General features: G+C 64.0%; 15 protein-coding genes. 11 read left to right on the forward strand and 4 right to left on the reverse strand.

The genetic code is table 11. From position 1 onward, the window contains the following. Positions 1-65: 65 nt before the first annotated feature. A complete protein-coding gene (locus ACS13N_RS22870) occupies positions 66-1,130 on the forward strand; it encodes a porin (protein WP_438933883.1) in 1,065 nt (354 codons plus the stop codon). 122 nt (positions 1,131-1,252) lie between these two features. On the opposite strand, the gene ACS13N_RS22875 is transcribed toward ACS13N_RS22870, so the two are convergent. The 4 genes from ACS13N_RS22875 to flgA form a co-directional block, all read right to left on the reverse strand. Next, positions 1,253-1,969: a LuxR C-terminal-related transcriptional regulator gene (locus ACS13N_RS22875; protein ID WP_438933884.1), complete on the reverse strand. Its 717-nt coding sequence runs from the start codon at positions 1,967-1,969 to the stop codon at positions 1,253-1,255. Between the two features lie 451 nt (positions 1,970-2,420). Further along, on the reverse strand, positions 2,421-2,882 hold the full coding sequence (locus ACS13N_RS22880; RefSeq protein ID WP_438933885.1) for a flagella synthesis protein FlgN: 462 nt from the start codon (positions 2,880-2,882) through the stop codon (positions 2,421-2,423). Positions 2,883-3,000: 118 nt separating this feature from the next. Then, a complete protein-coding gene (gene flgM, locus ACS13N_RS22885) occupies positions 3,001-3,330 on the reverse strand; it encodes a flagellar biosynthesis anti-sigma factor FlgM (protein WP_438933886.1) in 330 nt (109 codons plus the stop codon). Between the two features lie 122 nt (positions 3,331-3,452). Then, positions 3,453-4,343 carry a flagellar basal body P-ring formation chaperone FlgA gene (gene flgA, locus ACS13N_RS22890; protein WP_438933887.1) on the reverse strand — a complete coding sequence of 297 codons (891 nt, stop codon included), beginning with the start codon at positions 4,341-4,343 and terminating at the stop codon, positions 3,453-3,455. A 393-nt stretch (positions 4,344-4,736) separates the two neighbouring features. Between flgA and flgB the strand changes: the two genes are divergently transcribed. From flgB to flgK, 10 genes are all read left to right on the forward strand, one after another. Beyond that, the gene (gene flgB, locus ACS13N_RS22895; RefSeq protein ID WP_438933888.1) at positions 4,737-5,192 is read left to right on the forward strand and encodes a flagellar basal body rod protein FlgB; all 456 of its coding nucleotides are present in this window, start codon (positions 4,737-4,739) and stop codon (positions 5,190-5,192) included. A 179-nt stretch (positions 5,193-5,371) separates the two neighbouring features. After that, positions 5,372-5,779: a flagellar basal body rod protein FlgC gene (gene flgC / locus ACS13N_RS22900; protein WP_438933889.1), complete on the forward strand. Its 408-nt coding sequence runs from the start codon at positions 5,372-5,374 to the stop codon at positions 5,777-5,779. 48 nt (positions 5,780-5,827) lie between these two features. Further along, positions 5,828-6,484, forward strand: coding sequence for a flagellar hook assembly protein FlgD (locus tag ACS13N_RS22905; RefSeq protein ID WP_438933890.1), 657 nt, complete (start codon positions 5,828-5,830; stop codon positions 6,482-6,484). A 50-nt stretch (positions 6,485-6,534) separates the two neighbouring features. Further along, the gene (gene flgE / locus ACS13N_RS22910) at positions 6,535-7,755 is read left to right on the forward strand and encodes a flagellar hook protein FlgE (protein WP_438933891.1); all 1,221 of its coding nucleotides are present in this window, start codon (positions 6,535-6,537) and stop codon (positions 7,753-7,755) included. Between the two features lie 56 nt (positions 7,756-7,811). Continuing rightward, the gene (flgF, locus tag ACS13N_RS22915) at positions 7,812-8,549 is read left to right on the forward strand and encodes a flagellar basal-body rod protein FlgF (RefSeq protein WP_438933892.1); all 738 of its coding nucleotides are present in this window, start codon (positions 7,812-7,814) and stop codon (positions 8,547-8,549) included. A 39-nt stretch (positions 8,550-8,588) separates the two neighbouring features. Continuing rightward, positions 8,589-9,371 carry a flagellar basal-body rod protein FlgG gene (gene flgG, locus ACS13N_RS22920; protein ID WP_438933893.1) on the forward strand — a complete coding sequence of 261 codons (783 nt, stop codon included), beginning with the start codon at positions 8,589-8,591 and terminating at the stop codon, positions 9,369-9,371. Positions 9,372-9,403: 32 nt separating this feature from the next. Beyond that, a complete protein-coding gene (locus tag ACS13N_RS22925; RefSeq protein ID WP_438933894.1) occupies positions 9,404-10,150 on the forward strand; it encodes a flagellar basal body L-ring protein FlgH in 747 nt (248 codons plus the stop codon). A 10-nt stretch (positions 10,151-10,160) separates the two neighbouring features. Beyond that, entirely contained in the window at positions 10,161-11,294 is a 1,134-nt protein-coding gene (locus tag ACS13N_RS22930; RefSeq protein ID WP_438933895.1) for a flagellar basal body P-ring protein FlgI, read from the forward strand. Between the two features lie 16 nt (positions 11,295-11,310). After that, positions 11,311-12,399, forward strand: coding sequence for a flagellar assembly peptidoglycan hydrolase FlgJ (gene flgJ, locus ACS13N_RS22935; RefSeq protein ID WP_438933896.1), 1,089 nt, complete (start codon positions 11,311-11,313; stop codon positions 12,397-12,399). Between the two features lie 118 nt (positions 12,400-12,517). After that, on the forward strand, positions 12,518-14,458 hold the full coding sequence (gene flgK, locus ACS13N_RS22940; RefSeq protein WP_438933897.1) for a flagellar hook-associated protein FlgK: 1,941 nt from the start codon (positions 12,518-12,520) through the stop codon (positions 14,456-14,458). Positions 14,459-14,483 lie beyond the last annotated feature (25 nt).

Consider the following 14,483-nt stretch of genomic DNA (forward strand, 5'->3'; position numbering starts at 1 on the left):
GGCGAGCCACCTGCCACCGCGAAGCGAATTCAACACAACGGAACCAGAAGAGGGAGAAATCAACGATGCAACTCAAGCGACGTTTCAAGCTGGCCGTGCTGGCCGCTGCCGCCGGGCTGACCGCAGGTGCGGCCCAGGCCCAGTCGTCGGTCACGCTGTACGGCCAGGTGGATGCCTGGGCGGGCGCAACCAAGAACCTGGGCGCATCCGACCGCGCCTGGGGTGTCAACTCCGGCGGCATGTCCACGTCGTACTGGGGCATGAAGGGCAGCGAAGACCTGGGCAACGGTCTGAAGGCGATCTTCACGGTGGAAGCGTTCTTCCGCCCCGACACCGGCAAGAGCGGTCGCTTTGATGGCGACACGTTCTTTGCACGTAATTCGTTCGTCGGCCTGCAGTCGAACACCTGGGGCTCGATCAAGCTGGGTCGCAATACGCCGCAGTACTTCGTTTCGACGATCCTGTTTAACCCGTTTGGCGATTCGTACACCTTCTCGCCGATGGTGTTCCACACCTACCTGGGCAACGGCCGCACGGGCGCAGCTGGCATCTCGGGCCTGGTGGGCGATTCGGGCTGGAACAACTCGATCCTGTACACCACACCGGACATGAACGGCTTCACCGGCACGCTGATGTACGGTGCGGGTGAACAGGCCGGCCACGATGGCCAGAACAAGTTTGGCGCGGGCTTCCTGTACTTCCGCGGCAACTTTGCGGCCACCGCGGCTTTCCAGCAGGTGCGCTTCGATGCCAACCCGGGTGACCTGAATGCGCTGGTGGCAGGTTTCCAGCGTCAGACGGCAACGCAACTGGGCGCCTCGTACGACTTCGGCGTGGTCAAGCTGTATGGCCAGTACCAGTACATCAAGAACACGATCGCCTCGGGCGATGCGAAGAGCAACGGCGGCCAGCTGGGCGTTTCGATCCCGGTCGGCCCGGGCAGCGTGCTGGCTTCGTACGCCTACACGAAGACCTCGGGTGCAGCGGACGTGAAGCGCAACACCTGGGCAATCGGCTACGACTATTCGCTGTCCAAGCGCACGGATGTGTATGCCGCGTACTTCCGCGACAAGGTATCCGACCTGAGCTCGGCTGATACTTTCGGCGTGGGCATCCGCGCAAAGTTCTAAACCTGCGCTTTCCTTGTCACCGCCCGTGTGTCGACAGCGCGGGTGGGTATTTACAGCGGCGTCCGGGGTTCCGGGCGCCGTTTTTTGCTTCGGGAAGACGAGTAGTGAATGGGGTGGGGTGCTCAACCGGTACGCGCGATGCGTACGGGTGCCACGGACGACGTGGCCGGCTCAGCCACCAGTTGCGGCTGATTCAGCAGCATGGCGCCACGCTGGGTGGCGACGAATACGGCTTCGGTACGGCTGCGGACTTCCAGGCGACGGTACAGCGCATTGATGTGCGCCTTGGCCGTGGCCTCGGAGATGCTAAGCATGCGGCTGATGGTTTTGACCGGATGACCGCGCGAGAGCAGAACCAGGATTTCGTATTGGCGTTGGGTGAGTCCCAATAATGCGCAGTCGTCGGCGCCGTTGGCGGCACCACCTGCCAGCGTATCCGATCGGGCAAGCACGATTGAGGCCGGTATATAACGGCCGCCGGCCAGCACCAATTCCAATGCCGCTGCAATCAACTTGCCGGAATAGCTTTTCAGCAGATAAGCCGAGATATTCAATTGCATCAGCGCGCGCACATGGGCGGCTGAATCGCTTTCACCCAGCACGGCGACATGCCGTGGGTGCGGCTGCTGCAGCAACCGGGAGAGCGCCGGCAGATCGTCGATGCCCGGCAGGGGCAGGCCGATCAGGGCCAACTCGGCGTCCGCATGCGCCGCGAGGTTTTCAAAGAGGGCCTCGTCCGGGTCGACGCTGACGACTTCGGAAATGGCCGGCAAAGATTGCAAAACGTGGGTCGCACCGGCACGCACCAAGGGGTGTGCCTCAACTACGATCGATTTCACTGCGCCGCCTGTCTGGTTATGGTTGTTTGCCCATTTCCGGAATATGGCCGGCCGTCGCCCATTTGGATCGGCGAGATCCAAATTGATGCAGGCGTGGCTGGTAGAAACGCAATGACGCGCGGTTTCGGTATGTTTCCCCGTTCAACCGGCAGTCACCAAGTACGGTGCCGCCGGGCCGAAACCTTGGCATGCCATTCAGGCGCGATTTCTTTCCGGTTTTCTTGTTTATGTCGCCAGGCGCGGAGGATATACCCCGCCAAAATCGGCAGAATAAATCCCCAGCTTGCTTGTTGCACCCATCAATGGGATGTAAACCTTTTTGTTTACCCCGATCGGTGGTGTGCTAAGCCCATATAGATAGCAGGATCAAGCAGGGCCAGCTAGCCCCACTTCAAACCCATTGACGTAAACGTAAACCGGCGAATCTTCGCCGCCGGAGGCGCCGTGCGGTTTACTGCGCGACGACGGAGAAGCGCGGCATCGACAGCGGTTGCTTGCCGTCGCGGCCGTAAGGCGTGCCGCCGCCGTTATTGGCTGCGTGCAGGACCGACAGCGCGTTTTGCGTGGCGCGCAGGCGCAGATCGATCAGGGTGCCGTTGTCCAGATTGCGCTGGCGCAGGGTGTGGGCCAGGGCCAGGTTCTCGTCGAACAGGCGGCTGGCGGTTTCATCGGTGCGCAGGTATTTGACCAGCCCGTACGGATCGGCGCCGCCATGCTGCGCCCACCACAGGCGGCGCTCGCGGTCGGCTTCGCCCAGGGCGGCGAGCTGTTTCTGCTTGGTCTGGGTGACGCGCTCGAGCTCGACCATGTCGCCGTCGCGCAACGCTTGCGCTTCGGCTTCGAGGGTCAGGGTGGCTGCGCGGAGCAGTTCCTGCTCGTCGGCAAGGGTGCGGATCAGCAGTGTGTTGTCCATGTTGGCGACCTTTAGCTGGGGAGCTTGGGCAGCCGCCGGCCGGCACACCGCCCCGCCGCGATCAGCCAAGGGCCGGCGGCGTCATGAGAAATGGGGGACGGACGACGGGAGGCTCCCGTCAGACCTTTTTGCTTTGTGCCGAGAGCAGCGAATGCGCGTCGGACAGCGCCGCATCGGCGATCTTGCCGGCGTCCATCTTGAGCGTGCCGTTCTGAATGGCGCTGCGGATCTGCTCGACGCGTGCTGCGTCGAAGTCGCCGCTGCCCACTTGGCGCGAAACTTGATGGACCGACAGCGAAGGCGCGGTCGTGTCCTGGCCGCTGTGGCGCGTCGTACCCGTAGCCGTCGTGGCGGCTTGGGGCGAGCCGGTCGCGCGTGCAGACCCGGACGCAGCGTCCTTGGTCGGCGCAATGGCCGGCGTGTTGTTGACGATATGGTTGATTTTCACGGGTGTCTCCGAAGAGCGCGTTCATCCTATCACCCATATCGGCCAACCCCCGTCCAAACTTTAGCGGGGGATATCGGTTGTGCATCACAGTAGATATGTGATCGATTGATCTCAAATCGATCTCAAAACTGGATTGCGACCACACCGGCGGACTGCGCAATGCCGGAAACGACGTTGCCGTTGGCCGTGCGCACCTGCGCCACCTGGCCCACGGCGGCCTGGTTCATGGCCCGGCCGTCGCTGGTGACCTGGAAGCCGCCGCCCTCGGCGACGAGCTTGACGGTCTGGCCGGCCTGTACGGCAATTGGCAGGCGCAGGCTCTCGGCACGCAACGGCTGGTTGGCCGCCACGCTGGTTACCAGTACGCGCCCGACCACGTCGGCGGGCTGCTGCACGACGGACGGCGGCAGCATCGAGAGATCCCCCGTGCGGGCTTCCAGATCACTCATGTCGAGCGTCTTGCCCGGCGAGAGCTGGTGCGAAGCGACGTAATACGTCCCGGTAATCTGGATGGTGGCCGGCACCCACGCCGCCCAGGCGTGAGGTGACTTGCAGCGCACTCCAACTTGGATGCGGCCGCGCAGGCGGTTGGCCGCCGGCAGCATCAGGTCGACCTGATCGCAGGGCTGGTTGGCCACGCGCGGGTCGACCGGGCCGACCTCCACCGAGGCGCGCGGGGCGCCGGCGTCATTGGTGCCGCCCAGGATGTCCAGCTGCGACTGCAGTTGCTGCTGGATCTGCATCTGGATGGCGTTCGGGCCCTGGATGGTGGTCGTGGCGGGTTGTGCGGCCTGGCCGGGCATCGGCATGTTGGCGGCTGCTGGTGCATAGCCGACGCGCATCATGCCTTGCGCATGCGCCAGGATCGGATGGGCGAGGCTTACCAGCACGCCCAGCGCCAGGGCCAGCAGCAGCTTGCGCTGGCGGGCGGCCAACGGCATTGCCGCGGCGCCATGGCGGCGGCCAACGGCAAAGGTCGGGTACTGGGCGCTGCGTACAAACCGCGTGGACATGGAAAGCCCTCCATCGAAAGTCCGGTGAAGTGTAGCCACGCGCGCGGGAGGGCCAAATGCGGAAATGTCGGCCAATCCCCCCCTTATTCGGACGAATGCTCTTGCCAGGTGGCCCCTAGACTTTGCAACGTGGTGAAGTCCCTGGCGTTGCGTGGTGCTGTTCCATTTGCCGCGCGGCCTGCCCCGGAAGGTCGGTTTCCCGGCCGGCCCCCGGATCCGCAGACAAGGCCCTCTCCACTGAGGCTGCATGACGGCAACTCAGCAATACAGCGGTTCTGGAGACGGCATCGGCGGTTTTGAAGGGGCCGCCGATGCCTGCTTCTCCAACCCCACGGAATACCAACCCGGCGGGTGGCAGCACCAACAAGACGCCACGCGCGAGGAAAGACAGACATGGTCGACAAGCTGGATCAGTTGTTCGGTTTTCAGGAGAAGGCGCTGCAACTGCGTTCGCAGCGGCACCAGATCCTGGCCTCGAACATTGCCAATGCCGATACGCCCAACTTCAAGGCGCGCGACTTCGATTTCCAGTCGGCGCTGCAGAAGGCGGTCGGCCAGCAAGGCGGCAACACGCTGCCGATGACGGCCACGGCGTCCGGCCACCTGACGGCGGACGGTGCGCCTGCCGGTGATGTGACGTTGATGCAGGCCTCGCTCTCGCAGCAGGCCAAGTCGCTGCAGGGCGAGGTGCAGTACCGCACGTCGCAGCAGCCTTCCATTGACGGCAACACGGTCGATATGGACGGCGAGCGCATGCGCTTTGCCGACAACACCGTGCGTTACGAGGCGGATCTGAACATCGTGACGCAGAAGATCAAGTCGATGCTGGCTGCCATCCAGAGCAGCTAGCAAGGCAAAGCAGAACAGAGCAAGACAGGGTAGGACGATCGCGCCGCAGTCTCGGGCGCGACGAAAGAGGGGCGGGAGTGATGCGGCGCCCCGGGCCAGGCAGTCTGGCCCGGAGAGCGCCCACACAACAACGGCCCCGATCCGGCAACAGTAAGCAGTATTCAGACAGCGGAACCAACATGTCGCTATTCAAGGTGATGGATGTGGCTGGCAGCGCGCTCACCGCGCAGTCCAAGCGCATGAACGTCATGGCCTCCAACCTGGCCAACGCCGAGAGCGTGACGGGCCCCAACGGCACCGCCTACCGCGCCAAGCAGGTGGTGTTCTCGCCCGAGCAGGGGGCTGACGACTACGCCACCGGCGTGTCGGTCGACCGCGTGGTCGAAGACACCGTCACCCCCATGAAGCGCATGCACCAGCCGGGCAATCCGCTGGCCGATGCCGACGGCTACGTGACGATGCCGAACGTCGATGTGGTGGACGAAATGGTCAACATGATTTCTGCCTCGCGCTCGTACCAGGCCAACGTGGAAGTCGCCAACACCACCAAGACGATGGCCGCCAAGGCCCTGACCCTGGGCCAGTAAGCGCACCCGCTCCAGCCAAACACGCGACGAATCTAGCGAGACACGACCATGACCGTCAGCTCCACCTCCAGCACTACCGGTACCACGAGCACGAACACCGGCAACAACCTGGCACTGACCAACAGCACCGATCTGCAGAGCACGTTCATGCAGCTCCTGGTCGCGCAGCTGAAGAACCAGGATCCGTTGAACCCGATGGACAACTCGCAGATGACCTCGCAGCTTGCCCAGATCAACACGGTCAACGGTATCCAGCAGTTGAACACCACGATGTCCAGCATGCTCACGCAGAACGCGGCCACGCAGGCCTCGTCGATGATCGGCCGGACCGTGCAGGTGCCGACGACCAACCTGGCGCTGGCGTCCGGCAAGGCCAACTTTGGCGTCTCGGTGCCCAACGGCGCCGACGACGTGGTCGTCACCATCAAGAACGCTGCCGGGGTTGCCGTGCGCACCGTTGACCTGGGCCAGATGACTGCCGGTTCCGGCAACTACACCTGGAACGGTCAGGACGACAAGGGCAACCAACTGGCAGACGGCAACTACACGATCAGTGTCGCGGCCACGCAAGGCGGCAAGATCGCCACGGCCAACGCGCTGGGCGTCGACAAGGTTGCTGGCGTGACCATCAACAACGGCACGATGCAATTGGTGCTGGCATCCGGCGGGACGGCCAAGCTGTCTGACGTCGCTTCTATTCAGTAACGGGTCCGTCTCAGACACGCCCGCCGCACTTCTATTCTCGGGAGAACACTATGGGATTCCAGCAAGGCCTGAGCGGTCTCGACGCCGCCTCTTCCAACCTCGATGTGATTGGCAGCAACGTTGCCAACGCCAACACGGTCGGCTACAAGAAATCGACCGCCGAGTTTGGTGACGTGTATGCACGCTCGCTGGTGGGCGCATCCGACAACCAGATTGGTCAGGGCGTGAGCGTGACCAGGGTGTCGCAGTCGTTCACGCAGGGCAACGTGACCATTACCGGCAACCCGCTGGATATCGCCATCAACGGCACGGGCTTTTACCGCATGGTCGACGCGAGCAGCGGCCAGGTGTCGTACACGCGTAACGGCCAGTTCCAGACCGACAAGAACGGCTACATCATCTCCGCCACCGGCCAGAACCTGACCGGCTACGGCGTGGATTCCACCGGCAAGGTCAACACCGCCGTGCTGACCAACCTGCAGATTCCGGTCAATGACCTGGCACCGCTGGCGACCACCAATACCGCATTCGGCGTGAACCTGGATGCCGCTGCCACGCCGCCGACCACCACGCCGTTCTCGGCCACCAACTCGTCCACGTTCAACCACTCCGTTTCGGAGCAGGTGTACGACGGCACGGGCAAGGCCCACATGCTGACCAACTACTACGTGAACACCGGCGTTGGCCAGTGGAGCGTGTATTCGCAGGTCGACGGCGTTGGGCAGACTTCGCCCAACCCTGGCGCCGCGATTGCCACGCTCAGCTTCAACGGTAGCGGCCAGCTGACCACGACGCCCAGCAAGATCAACGCGACGTTTGGCGGCATGAGCATCGGCAGCATGGATTTCACCGGCACCACGCAATACGGCGGCGGCTACAACGACACGGCCCCTGGCGTCACGCAAGACGGTTACGCCACCGGCCGCCTGGCCAGCTACTCGGTCGGCACCGACGGCACGGTGACTGCGCGCTATTCCAACGGCCGCACCTCGGTTCTGGGTCAGGTTGCCATGGCCAACTTCAAGGCACCGGAAGGCCTGCAGAACATCGGCGGCAACCAGTGGGTGGAAACGTCCAACTCGGGCGCCCCGAACCTGGGTACGCCGGGCATGGGCTCGTTCGGCCTGCTGCAGTCGTCGGCGGTGGAGCAATCCAACGTGGACCTGTCGGCCGAGCTGGTCAACATGATCATCGCCCAGCGCTCGTACCAGGCCAACGCGCAGACCATCAAGACGCAGGACACCATCCTGCAGACCTTGGTGAGCATGTAATCGCCTGATCGCCATCGCCTGAAGTTTATTAACTGCGGCACACCAAGGACATTCGCATGGACCGCTCGATCTACGTGTCGATGACTGGCGTGAAGCACCTGTTCGACCAACAGGCTGCCAGCGCCAACAACCTCGCCAACGCCAGCACCACCGGCTTCAAGGCGCAGATCGACGCGTTCCATACGGTAGGCGTGCAGGGTGATGGCTCGCCCACGCGCAGCTATGTGATGGCTTCGGCCATTGGCACGGATGTGACCCAGGGCCCGATCGAAACCACCGGCCGAGCGCTGGATGTGGCAGTCGACGGGCAGGGCTACTTTGCCGTGCAGGCCGCAGATGGCTCCGAGGCCTATACCCGCGCGGGCACGTTTCAACTGAATGCCGACGGCACCATCGTCACCCTGGCCGGGCAGCCGGTGATGGGCGATGGTGGCCCGATCACGCTGCCGCCCAATACGACGGTGCAGTTTGCCAAGGACGGCACGGTCAATGCCATCAGCGCGGACAACGTGACGCCGCCGGTGTCGCTGGGCCGCCTGAAGCTGGTCAGTATCGACCCTTCCAACCTGAACCGCGGCGCCGATGGCCTGTTCCGCCAGCGTGACGGGCAAGACGCCGACACGAACGAAAACGTGCGCATCACGCCCGGCGCACTGGAAGGCAGCAACGTCAACCTGACTGACTCGCTGGTCAACATGATTGAAATTTCGCGCCAGCTCGAGATGCAGATGAAATCGCTGCAGACGAGCGACACGAATGCCCAGTCGGCCAATGAACTGCTGCGCCACGCTTAAGCGGCCGGCGCGTGAACTGAATCAACCAAGGACTCGAACATGATTCGCTCCCTGTGGATTTCCAAGACCGGGATGGACGCCCAGCAATCGCAGCTGGATGTCATCTCGAACAACCTGGCGAACGTCAACACGACGGGCTTCAAGCGCTCGCGCGCCGTGTTCGAAGACTTGCTGTACCAAAACGTGCGTGAGCCGGGTGCGCAATCGTCGCAACAGACCACGCTGCCTTCGGGCATGCAGATCGGTACCGGTGTGCGCATCGTCGCCACCGAGCGTCTGCACACGCAGGGCAACCTGACGCAGACCGGCAACTCGACCGACGTGGCCATCAACGGCAACGGTTTCTTCCAGGTGCAGATGCCGGACGGCACGCTGGCCTACTCGCGTGACGGCAGCTTCCAGGTCAACGCGCAGGGTCAGCTGGTGACCTCCAGCGGTTACCCGATCCAGCCGGCCATCACCATTCCGCAAAACGCCACCAGCCTGACCGTTGGCAAGGACGGCGTGGTGACGGTCAGCACGCCGGGCTCGGCAGCCAACACGCAGGTGGGCACGTTCCAGCTGGCCAACTTCATCAACCCGGCCGGCCTGCGCAGCATGGGCGAGAACCTGTACGCCGAGACCGAGGCCTCGGGCACCGCCAACCTGGCCAACCCGGGTTCGAACGGCGTGGGCGTGCTCAACCAGAACTACGTGGAAACGTCCAACGTGAACGTGGTGGAAGAGATGGTCAACATGATCCAGACGCAGCGTGCGTACGAGATCAACAGCAAGTCGGTGCAGACGTCCGACCAGATGCTGGAGAAGCTGTCGCAGCTCTAAGCGCGACGGTGCTGCTTTAAGGAAGTCACGCGATGCAAACCCCCCCGGTCTACTCGCTCTCGCACGGCGGCCGCGCTGTGCCGATGGTGCAAAAAGCGGTTCAGTTGGTTGTGCTTGGCACCGCTGCCGTGCTCGCCAGTGCTTGCGGCATGCTGCCGCCGCCCGAGCCGATCGTGCAGGGCCCGACGACGGCCCGCCCGCCCATGCCTGTCATGGCGCCGCGCCAGAATGGGGCGATCTACCAGGAAGTGGCATCGGGCAGCGGCGGCTTTCGCGGCATGTTCGAAGACCGCCGCGCACACATGGTGGGCGACACCATCACCATCGTGATTACCGAGAACACGGCGGCCAGCAAGCAGACTTCCGGCAGCGTGAACCGCACTGGCAGCATGACCGCTTCGGTACCGACGTTCGCCGGCATGAACCCTGGCGTGCTGTCGCTGCTGGGCGTGTCGGCCAGCGATGCCAACAAGTTCGACAGCAAGGGCGCCAACGGTGCGCAGAACAACTTCACGGCCACCATCACGGTGACGGTGGTGGAAGTGCTCGGCAACGGCAACCTGGTGGTCAGCGGCGAGAAACAGACCGCCGTGGGCCAGGGCACCGAGTCGGTGAAGTTCTCGGGGGTGGTCAACCCGACCACCGTCAACAACCAGAACACCGTGCTGTCCACCCAGGTGGCGGATGCACGCATGGAGTACCGCGGTACGGGCTATGTGTCCGAATCCCAGCAGATGGGCTGGCTGTCGCGGTTCTTCCTGACCGTGTCACCGTTCTAAGGAAGCGGCCATGACTTTGTATCGCACGACGTTACATCGCACCCTTGGCGCGGTCCTGGTGGCACTGAGCGCAATTGCCGGATTCATTCCCACCGCAGCACACGCTGACCGCATCAAGGATCTGACCAGCGTTGCCGGCGTGCGCGAGAACGCGCTGATCGGCTACGGCCTGGTCGTCGGCCTGGACGGCAGCGGTGACCAGACCACGCAGACCCCGTTCACGATCCAGAGCTTCAACAACATGCTCACGCAGTTCGGCATCAACGTGCCGGCCGGCGCCAGCATTCAGCTCAAGAACACCGCCGCCGTGGTGGTGACGGCCTCGCTGCCCGCCTTTGTGCGGCCGGGCCAGATGATTGACGTGACGGTGTCGTCCATCGGTAACGCCAAGAGCCTGCGCGGCGGTACGCTGCTGCTCACGCCGCTCAAGGGCGTGGATGGCCAGTTGTACGCGCTGGCGCAGGGCAACGTGGTGATTGGCGGCGCAGGCGCGTCAGCCAACGGCAGCAAGGTACAGATCAATCAACTGGGCGCCGGCCGCATCGCCAACGGGGCGACGGTGGAGCGCGCGGTGCAGGCCACGGTGGGCGAGGCCGGTAGCATCCAGCTCGACACCGGCACAACCGATTTCGGCACGGTGCAGAACATCGTCAACGCCATCAACAAGCAGTACGGCGCGGATACCGCCCAGGCCGCCGATGGCCGCACGATCAACGTACGCGCACCGGCGCTGGCGTCGGACCGCGTCGGGTTTCTCGCCAAGCTGCAGAACATTGAAGTGACGCCGGCACTGGCCGCCGCACGTGTGGTGGTCAATGCCCGCACAGGTTCGGTGGTGATGAACCAGCTCGTCAAGCTCGAGCCCTGCGCGGTGGCGCACGGTAGCCTGTCGGTCACCATCAGCACCGAGCCGGTGGTCAGCCAGCCGGCACCGTTCTCGCAAGGCCAGACCGTGGCGGCCGCGCGTTCGAACATTGAGGTCAAGCAGGCAGGCGGCAGCCTCATCAACGTGAAGGGCGGCACCAACCTGGCGGACGTGGTCAAGGCCATCAACGCGATCGGCGCCAACCCGCAAGACCTGATCTCGATCCTGCAGGCGATGAAGGCGGCCAACGCCCTGCGTGCCGAGCTGGAAATCATCTGACGCCGGGGCCGACGCCATGAACCCGACCGACCTCACCAGCCGCCTGGCGCTCGACTCCACCGGATTCGAGTCGCTCAAGCAGGCCGCACGCACCGACCCGACCGGCGCCGCCAAGACCGTCGCCAAGCAGTTCGACGCGATCTTCGTGAACATGATGCTCAAGCAGATGCGCGATGCATCGCCGCAGAATGGGCCATTCGATTCGTCGTCGACCAAGATGTACACGTCGATGCTCGACCAGCAGCTCTCGCAGACGATGGCGTCGCGCGGGGTGGGCGTGGCGGACCAGTTGCTCAAGCAGATGCTGCGCCAGGCCAACCACGTGAACCCTGATGCCGGGGGGCCGGTGAATACCGCGTTGTCCAGCACGACGGCCACGAATACCGCGTTGCCCGGGGCCGCTGGCTCGACCGATGCCGCCCGCGCCATCGCCCGCTCGTCGCTCAACAGCATGGCCGCGGCGGTTGCGCCGACGGTGTCAGGTGGGGAAGATGACGGCTCGGGCATCAGCACCGTGCCGCGCCCAGGGCTGGAAGAACGTGTGCAGCGTGCGCTGGCTGCCTTGCGCAAGCAGGCCGATGCTGGGCAGTCCACCAGTGCAGCGCCGGATGTGGATTTGTCGGGCGTGGCTGCCGAGCCGCGTGGCGAGCGCATGGCCAGCTTCTACAACAAGCTGATCGGCCACGCCTCGCAGGCTGCGCAGGAAACCGGCATTCCGGCCAACTTCATGATCGGCCACGCCGCGCTGGAGTCCGGCTGGGGCCGCCGCGAGATCAAGGCCAAGGATGGCTCCAACACGCACAACCTGTTCGGCATCAAGGCCGGCGGCTCGTGGACGGGCAAGACTGCCACGGTGACCACCACCGAATACGTGGGCGGCGTCGCTCACAAGGTCCAGGAGAAGTTCCGCGCCTACGGCTCGTACGCCGAGGCATTCAAGGACTACGCCAACCTGCTGGCCAACAACCCGCGCTACAGCAACGTTGTCGCGGCCGGCAACGGTAACGATGCGGCTTCGTTTGCCAAGGGCCTGCAACGTGCGGGTTACGCCACAGACCCGAACTACGCCAACAAGATCATGGCGGTGCTCAAACAGATCGTTTGACGTTCGCTATCAGAAACGAAAACCAATAGCATCGGCCGGCTCAAGTTTGATCAGAGCCGGCCGATGTTGTTTGTAGGGTCCATCCTGGCGGCGCTGTGCCGCCCGCACCGAGATAACTATGAGCACGTCCCTTTTGAATATTGGCGCGACCGGCCTGCAGGTCGCCAATATCAACCTACAGGTGACCGGCAACAACATCGCCAACGCCAACACGCCTGGCTATTCGCGCCAGGAAGCCGTGCAGACGGAGAACATTCCGCTGTACGCCGGTGTCGGCTATCTGGGGCAGGGTGCCAACGTGACCACCGTCAAGCGTATCTACGACCAGTTCCTGACGGCCCAGGTGCAGAGCGGCCAGGCCGCCACCAGTTCGGCTGACCAGCTCAACAGCCTGGTGTCCGGCCTGAGCCAGTACATGTCGGACAGCAACAGCGGCCTCTCCTCGGCGCTGACCAGCTTCTTCAACTCCGCAGACGGCCTGACGTCCAACCCGTCGAGCACCACCGCGCGCCAGGTGTTCTTGAACGCTGCGGCCGGCCTGCAGAGCCGTTTCAACTCGATTGCTGGTCAGTTGACCTCGCTGTCCGGCCAGGTCAACACGCAGGTGCAGACGCAGATCAGCTCCGTCAACAGTGTGGCGCAGCAGATTGCCGGCCTGAACGACCAGATCTCCAAGGCCGAGGCCTCGACCGGCCAGCCTGCCAACGACCTGCGTGACCAGCGCGACCAGCTCGTGCAGACGCTCAACAAGTCGATCAAGGCCAGCGTGGTGCAGACCGGCGACGGCCAGTACAACATCTACGTGGGCAACGGCCAGGCGCTGGTGCAGGGCAACCAGAGCTACCAGCTGGCGGCTGTGCCGTCGCAGTACGACCCGACGCAGCTGTCGGTTGGCTACAAGAGCCCGGCCGGCACCGTCACCATTGACGACAGCCAGCTGGGCGGCGGCGCCCTGGGCGGCCTGATGGATTTCCGCCGCAACACGCTCATCCCGGCGCAGAACAGTCTGGGCAAACTGGCTGCGGCCGTGTCGGCCGACGTGAACGCGCAGAACAGTCTGGGCATGGACGCCAACGGCAAGATGGGGGCGAACCTGTTCTCCGTGGCCGGCCCCGTTGTTGCTGCCAGCAGTAACAACACCGGCAGCGCCACGGTCACGGCCAGCATCACCAACGCCAACGCGGGCCAGGGTTACGACTACCAGATCAAGTACCAGGGCGGCGCCTACACCGTCTCGCACTACCCGGACGGCTCCGCCTCCGTCACGGTGACGAGCTGGCCGACCACCATCGACGGCATCACGATGAACGTGTCGGGCACGATGAACAGTGGGGATTCGTTCCTGGTGCGCCCGACCGCCAACGCGGCATCGAGCATGCAGACGCTCACCACCGACTATCACAACGTGGCGGCCGCCACGCCGGTGGTGCTCAACCAGGGCAGCAACAACACGGGCAGCGCCACGGTGTCGTCCATCGGCGTGAACAGCGCGTACGCCGGTTCACCGCTCACTTCGCCGGTCAACCTGACCTACAGCTCTGCCGTGGGCGGGTCGCTCTCGGGTTTCCCGGCGAGTGGTGTGACGGTTAGCGTGAACGGCACCAACACCACGTACACAGGTGGTACGGCGCCGTACACGCAGGGCGCAACGTATTCGTTCAACGGCGTGCAGCTGACGCTCTCGGGTACGCCGGCCAACAACGATACGTTCACCATCTCGGCCAACACTGCCAACAGCACCGACGGCGGCAACGCCAGCGCGCTGGCCAAGCTGCGCAACGCCACGCTGCTCGACGGCGGCACCACCTCGATCGGCTCGTCGTGGAACAACCTCGTCACCAAGGTGGGCGTACAGGCCAATACGGCCAGCAGCAACCTGACCTCGCAGAAGGCGTTGCTGGCGAGCTCCACGCAGCAGCAGCAATCGGTGTCGGGCGTGAGCCTGGATGACGAAGCAATGAACCTGATGAAGTATCAGCAGGCCTACCAGGCATCGGCCAAGGTGATGCAGACCGCGAATACGCTGTTCGATTCCTTGCTGTCGATTGCCGGCGGCTGATTGGTCGACTGAAGAATCTGCCCCA

It is taken from the genome of Ralstonia sp. 24A2, from assembly GCF_051783885.1.
In the GTDB taxonomy this organism is placed as follows: domain Bacteria; phylum Pseudomonadota; class Gammaproteobacteria; order Burkholderiales; family Burkholderiaceae; genus Ralstonia.

Bases quoted from the DNA above. Each gene is read 5' to 3' on its own strand.
- flgG (WP_438933893.1), top strand. From the start codon at position 8,589: ATGATTCGCTCCCTGTGGATTTCCAAGACCGGGATGGACGCCCAGCAA.
- ACS13N_RS22870 (WP_438933883.1), top strand. From the start codon at position 66: ATGCAACTCAAGCGACGTTTCAAGCTGGCCGTGCTGGCCGCTGCCGCC.
- flgA (WP_438933887.1), bottom strand. From the start codon at position 4,343: ATGTCCACGCGGTTTGTACGCAGCGCCCAGTACCCGACCTTTGCCGTT.
- flgB (WP_438933888.1), top strand. From the start codon at position 4,737: ATGGTCGACAAGCTGGATCAGTTGTTCGGTTTTCAGGAGAAGGCGCTG.
- ACS13N_RS22925 (WP_438933894.1), top strand. From the start codon at position 9,404: ATGCAAACCCCCCCGGTCTACTCGCTCTCGCACGGCGGCCGCGCTGTG.
- flgE (WP_438933891.1), top strand. From the start codon at position 6,535: ATGGGATTCCAGCAAGGCCTGAGCGGTCTCGACGCCGCCTCTTCCAAC.
- ACS13N_RS22930 (WP_438933895.1), top strand. From the start codon at position 10,161: ATGACTTTGTATCGCACGACGTTACATCGCACCCTTGGCGCGGTCCTG.
- flgK (WP_438933897.1), top strand. From the start codon at position 12,518: ATGAGCACGTCCCTTTTGAATATTGGCGCGACCGGCCTGCAGGTCGCC.
- ACS13N_RS22905 (WP_438933890.1), top strand. From the start codon at position 5,828: ATGACCGTCAGCTCCACCTCCAGCACTACCGGTACCACGAGCACGAAC.
- flgF (WP_438933892.1), top strand. From the start codon at position 7,812: ATGGACCGCTCGATCTACGTGTCGATGACTGGCGTGAAGCACCTGTTC.
- flgJ (WP_438933896.1), top strand. From the start codon at position 11,311: ATGAACCCGACCGACCTCACCAGCCGCCTGGCGCTCGACTCCACCGGA.
- flgC (WP_438933889.1), top strand. From the start codon at position 5,372: ATGTCGCTATTCAAGGTGATGGATGTGGCTGGCAGCGCGCTCACCGCG.
- ACS13N_RS22880 (WP_438933885.1), bottom strand. From the start codon at position 2,882: ATGGACAACACACTGCTGATCCGCACCCTTGCCGACGAGCAGGAACTG.